Source organism: Arthrobacter sp. Hiyo1, from assembly GCF_001263615.2.
Taxonomy (GTDB): Bacteria; Actinomycetota; Actinomycetes; order Actinomycetales; family Micrococcaceae; genus Arthrobacter.
In genome coordinates this window covers 69,814-74,182 of record NZ_DF952473.1, presented here as the reverse complement: position 1 = coordinate 74,182, position 4,369 = coordinate 69,814, and the positions used below count along the sequence as shown (strand labels likewise).

2 protein-coding genes and 1 pseudogene are annotated in these 4,369 nt (G+C 63.4%); 1 reads left to right on the top strand and 2 read right to left on the bottom strand.

Going from position 1 to position 4,369, the window contains the following annotated elements:
* On the top strand, window positions 1-2,279 hold a 2,279-nt coding region (locus tag AHiyo1_RS15915), incomplete at its 5' end, for a RelA/SpoT family protein (protein ID WP_059389205.1).
* A gap of 10 nt (window positions 2,280-2,289) precedes the next feature.
* Here the strand turns inward: AHiyo1_RS15915 and AHiyo1_RS15910 are convergent.
* Both AHiyo1_RS15910 and AHiyo1_RS15905 read right to left on the bottom strand, forming a co-directional pair.
* Window positions 2,290-2,934 carry a type IV toxin-antitoxin system AbiEi family antitoxin gene (locus AHiyo1_RS15910; RefSeq protein WP_059389204.1) on the bottom strand — a complete coding sequence of 215 codons (645 nt, stop codon included), beginning with the start codon at window positions 2,932-2,934 and terminating at the stop codon, window positions 2,290-2,292.
* Window positions 2,935-3,039: 105 nt separating this feature from the next.
* Window positions 3,040-4,369 (bottom strand): annotated as a pseudogene (locus AHiyo1_RS15905) (DUF349 domain-containing protein); the annotation flags it as partial.

Sequence of the window (4,369 nt, the reverse complement as noted above, 5' to 3'; positions counted from 1 at the left end):
CCCCGGGCGTGCGCCCGACGTTCCCCGGACGACGCGAGCGGACGCGCTCCAGGCTGGCGAAGTTGACGGGACGGGGCACGAGCACCTATTCGCCCATCCTCGAACCGCTCCTGCGGACCGTCAGGGCCAACAACCCCAAAGAAGACCTCGATCTCATCCAGCGGGCCTTTACCGTGGCAGAGCGCAGCCATCAGGGCCAGAAGCGGAAGAGCGGCGATCCGTACATCACCCACCCCGTTGCGGTGGCCACGATCCTGGCCGAATTGGGCCTCACAGGCACAACCCTTGCTGCTGCACTCCTGCACGACACCGTCGAGGACACTCCCTACACCCTCGCTGACCTGACGCGTGATTTCGGCCCCGAGGTCGCAATGCTCGTGGACGGCGTCACCAAGCTGGACAAAGTCCAATTCGGTGAGGCCGCACAGTCCGAGACCGTCCGCAAGATGGTCGTGGCCATGGCCAAGGACATCCGGGTACTGATGATCAAGCTGGCGGACCGGCTGCACAACGCCCGTACGTGGCGCTTTGTTTCCGCTGAATCTTCCGCCCGCAAAGCGCGCGAAACACTTGAGATCTTTGCACCGCTGGCCCACCGCCTTGGCATGAACACCATCAAATGGGAACTTGAGGATCTTTCCTTCGCCGCCTTGTACCCGAAGGTGTATGAAGAAATCGTCCGGATGGTGGGGGACCGCACTCCAGAGCGCGAGAAGAGCCTGAGCGTCATCCGCAACCAGATTGCCGAAGACCTGCGCGTCGCCCGCATCAAGGCCACCATCACGGGCCGCCCCAAGCATTACTACTCGATCTACCAAAAGATGATTGTCCGGGACAAGGACTTCGACGACATCAACGACCTCATGGGCGTGCGTGTCCTCGTGGATTCCGTCCGTGACTGTTACGCGGCTCTTGGCACCTTGCATTCGCGCTGGAACCCCCTTCCGGGACGGTTCAAGGACTACATCGCCATGCCGAAGTTCAACATGTACCAGTCCTTGCACACCACCGTGATCGGGCCCGGGGGCAAGCCCGTTGAGATCCAGATCCGTACCCACGAAATGCATCGCCGTGCCGAGTATGGCGTGGCGGCACACTGGAAGTACAAGGACCAGCCCAACCGGACCGCCGTAGGTCCGGGGAGCCCCAAGGACGGCGACATGGGCTGGTTGCGTTCCCTGGTCGACTGGCAGCAGGAAACATCGGATCCGGGCGAATTCCTGGACTCGCTGCGTTTTGAAATCAATGCCCGGGAAGTGTTCGTCTTCACCCCCAAGGGCGAGGTCATGGCCCTTCCCGCAGGATCGACACCGGTGGACTTCGCCTACGCGGTGCACACCGAAGTGGGTCACCGGACCATCGGTGCGCGCGTCAACGGCAAGCTGGTTCCGCTCAACAGCGAACTCAATCACGGCGACTGGGTGGAGATCTTCACCTCCAAGGCCGAGGGCGCAGGACCGAGCCAGGACTGGCAGCATTTCGTCAAAAGCGCCCGGGCGCGCAACAAGATCCGGCAGTGGTTCAGCAAGGAACGCCGCGAAGAGGCCATCGAGCGGGGCAAGGACCAGCTGACCCGCGCCATGCGTAAGCAGAACCTGCCCCTGCAACGGCTCATGACACATGACGCCTTGTCCACGGTGGCCGAGGAATTCCACTACGTCGACATTTCCGGCCTGTATGCCGGCGTCGGAGACGGGCACACTTCGGCGCAGTCCGTCATGGAAAAGCTCATGGAGCACCTCGGTGGGCATGAGACGCCCGATGAGGACCTGGACGAAGTCAGCATTCCCTCGCAACTCCAGAAGACCCGGTACTCGGACTCCGGCGTCATTGTCCGCGGCGTGGGGGATGTCTGGGTGAAGCTGGCCCGCTGCTGCACGCCTGTACCGCCTGATCCGATCCTCGGGTTCGTGACCCGCGGCTCGGGGGTGTCGGTACACCGCACGGACTGTACGAATGTCTCGGACCTCCGTGACCAGCCCGATCGCATCGTCGAGGTTGAATGGGCTCCGACCCAATCCAGCGTCTTCCTGGTGGAGATCCAGGTGGAAGCCTTGGACCGGAAGTCGTTGCTTTCGGATGTCACCCGCGTGCTTTCGGAAAACCACGTCAACATCCTGGCTGCTTCCGTGCACACCTCCAGCGACCGGGTAGCCATCTCCCGCTTCGCGTTCGAAATGGGCGATCCTAAGTACCTTCACCACGTGCTCAGTGCCGTGCGCAGGATCGACGGGGTCTTTGACGTCTACCGGACCACGGGCAACCGCAGGAGAAGCTGAACCTAGCAACTCAGGCGGCTACCTCAGGCGGCAAGACGTCGGAAGGCGGCGGGTCAGCGGTCCGAGCCAACGCGGCAATCTTGCGCAGTGCAGCTTTCTTGTGGGGCACCCTCGTGGACGCCTCCACCGCGAGGGTCAAGAGCCGCAGCCGGACGCCCAATTCATCCCGGGACAGCAGCATCCGCAGTGCGGGCAAGGCCCTGCTGGCTTCTACGTGTAGGGCCACATCCACGGCCGTCCGCAGGGGACTGGTCACGAGCAGCCCGCCGATGCTGACCACGTCCAGTTGGCCTAAACGGACTTCGTGCAGGATACAGCCGCGGGCCGAACGCAAGCTCGATATACGGTGTTTGGCGTCCACGAGAAGCGAAAGCCTCTCTGGGGCATCCGCGCAACCGTAAATCCAGGCCGCCGTCATGCGCCCCGCGATGACCTTCCTGCGAATGCGATCCGGAACCACCAGGGCGGCCGCGCGGGCTCGGAGCCGAGGCGTGACATCGAGCCCCGAGGGAGTGAAACTCTTCTCGTAGAGTGGTGTGAGCACGCCGTCCGTAGCCATTGATTGAAGCTCGGCCCACGTGAACTGCGGGCTGGGCGCGTACAGCTCTTGGGCAGGGAAGTCCTGTTGCTGCGCAGGCGGTAATCTCGGGGCCATTCAGCAATCATCGCGTGGCTGCCGCAACGGGAACAGGCCCCGTGTCGGTTATGTGGATAACCGGCACGGGGCCTGTTGGTTCAAGCTCTACTACTACAACTACTACTACGCGAGATCGCTTGCCGAACGCTGGATCTGGTCAAGCCATGCCTCTCGTGCTTCAAGGGCCTCGCGGGCGTTCTTGATGCGGCGCTGGTCTCCGGCCTTTTCGGCCTTTTCCAGGTCTTCCCTCAGGCCGGCGATAGCCGCTTCCAGCTGCGACAAGGCGCTGTTGGTGCGGGCCTTCGTCTCCGGGTTGCTCCGGCGCCATTTGTCCTCTTCGGCGTCGCGGACGGCGTCCTCAACCTTGCGAAGGCCGGCTTCGATCCTGCCCATGTCGCGCGGGGGACCTTGCCGGCTTCTTCCCAGCGGTCGCGGATGGACTGCAGGGCCTTCTTGGCAGCATTGAGGTCCGTGATCGGCAGCAGGGCCTGTGCCTCGACAACGAGCTCTTCCTTGACGGCAAGGTTTGCCGTGTACTGCTGGTCGATCTCGTCGTTGGCAGCCTGGCGGTTGCTGAAGAATACGTCCTGCGCGGCACGGAAACGGAGCCAGAGGGCGTCGTCATCCTTGCGGCTGGCGCGAGGCGTAGCCTTCCACTGGTCCATGAGACGGCGGTATTCGCCGGCGGCGAATCCCCAATCCGTGGAACTGGAGAGGGCTTCGGCCTCGACGATCAGCTGTTCCTTGGCGACCTTGGCCGCCGAGTTGGTGCTGTCCAATTGGGAGAAGTACGCACGGCGGTGGCGGTCAAAGACGGTACGGGCCGAGCGGAACCGCTTCCACAGCGCGTCCTCGTTGCTTCGTCCAAGCCGGATGCCGTTCTTCTGGGCGGTCTTCCAGCTCTCGAAGAGTTCGTTCATGCGGGCGCTGGACGTCTTCCACTGGACCTGGGACGGATCCTGGGATGCGATGGATTCGGCTTCGGCGACGATCGCCTCGCGTGCCGCGAGCTCCGCGGATCGTGCGGCGTCGTGTGCAGCTTTCTCGGACTTCTCCAACTCGGAAATCTGTCCAGCCAAGGCATCGAGTCGAGCCTCGGCAGTGCGGATGTCGCCCACCATGTTTCGCTCTGCCAGCTGCTCACGCAGGTGCTCGACCGTCTTCTGCATGTCCGTGGCCGGGGCCTTGGACTCCACGCGGTGTTCCATCAAAACGATCTGCGCAACAACGTCGTCGTACTTCCGGGCGAAGTATGCCAGCGCCTCGTCGGTGCTCACTCCCGGGTACTGTCCCACCGGCTGCTCTTCGCCGTCGATGGTCAGGAAGACGTGGCCGTCACCCTCGCGCGCCCCCACTTGGCGGCTTCCGCCAGGGACACAGCCGTAGGCTGGGCTGCGGCGCGGCCGGAATAACACTGGCGGCTGCCTTGGGGCGGGCAGCAAATGCTGCGGGG

Coding starts and splice junctions, on each gene's coding strand:
- AHiyo1_RS15910 (WP_059389204.1), bottom strand. CDS start 2,934: ATGGCCCCGAGATTACCGCCTGCGCAGCAACAGGACTTCCCTGCCCAA.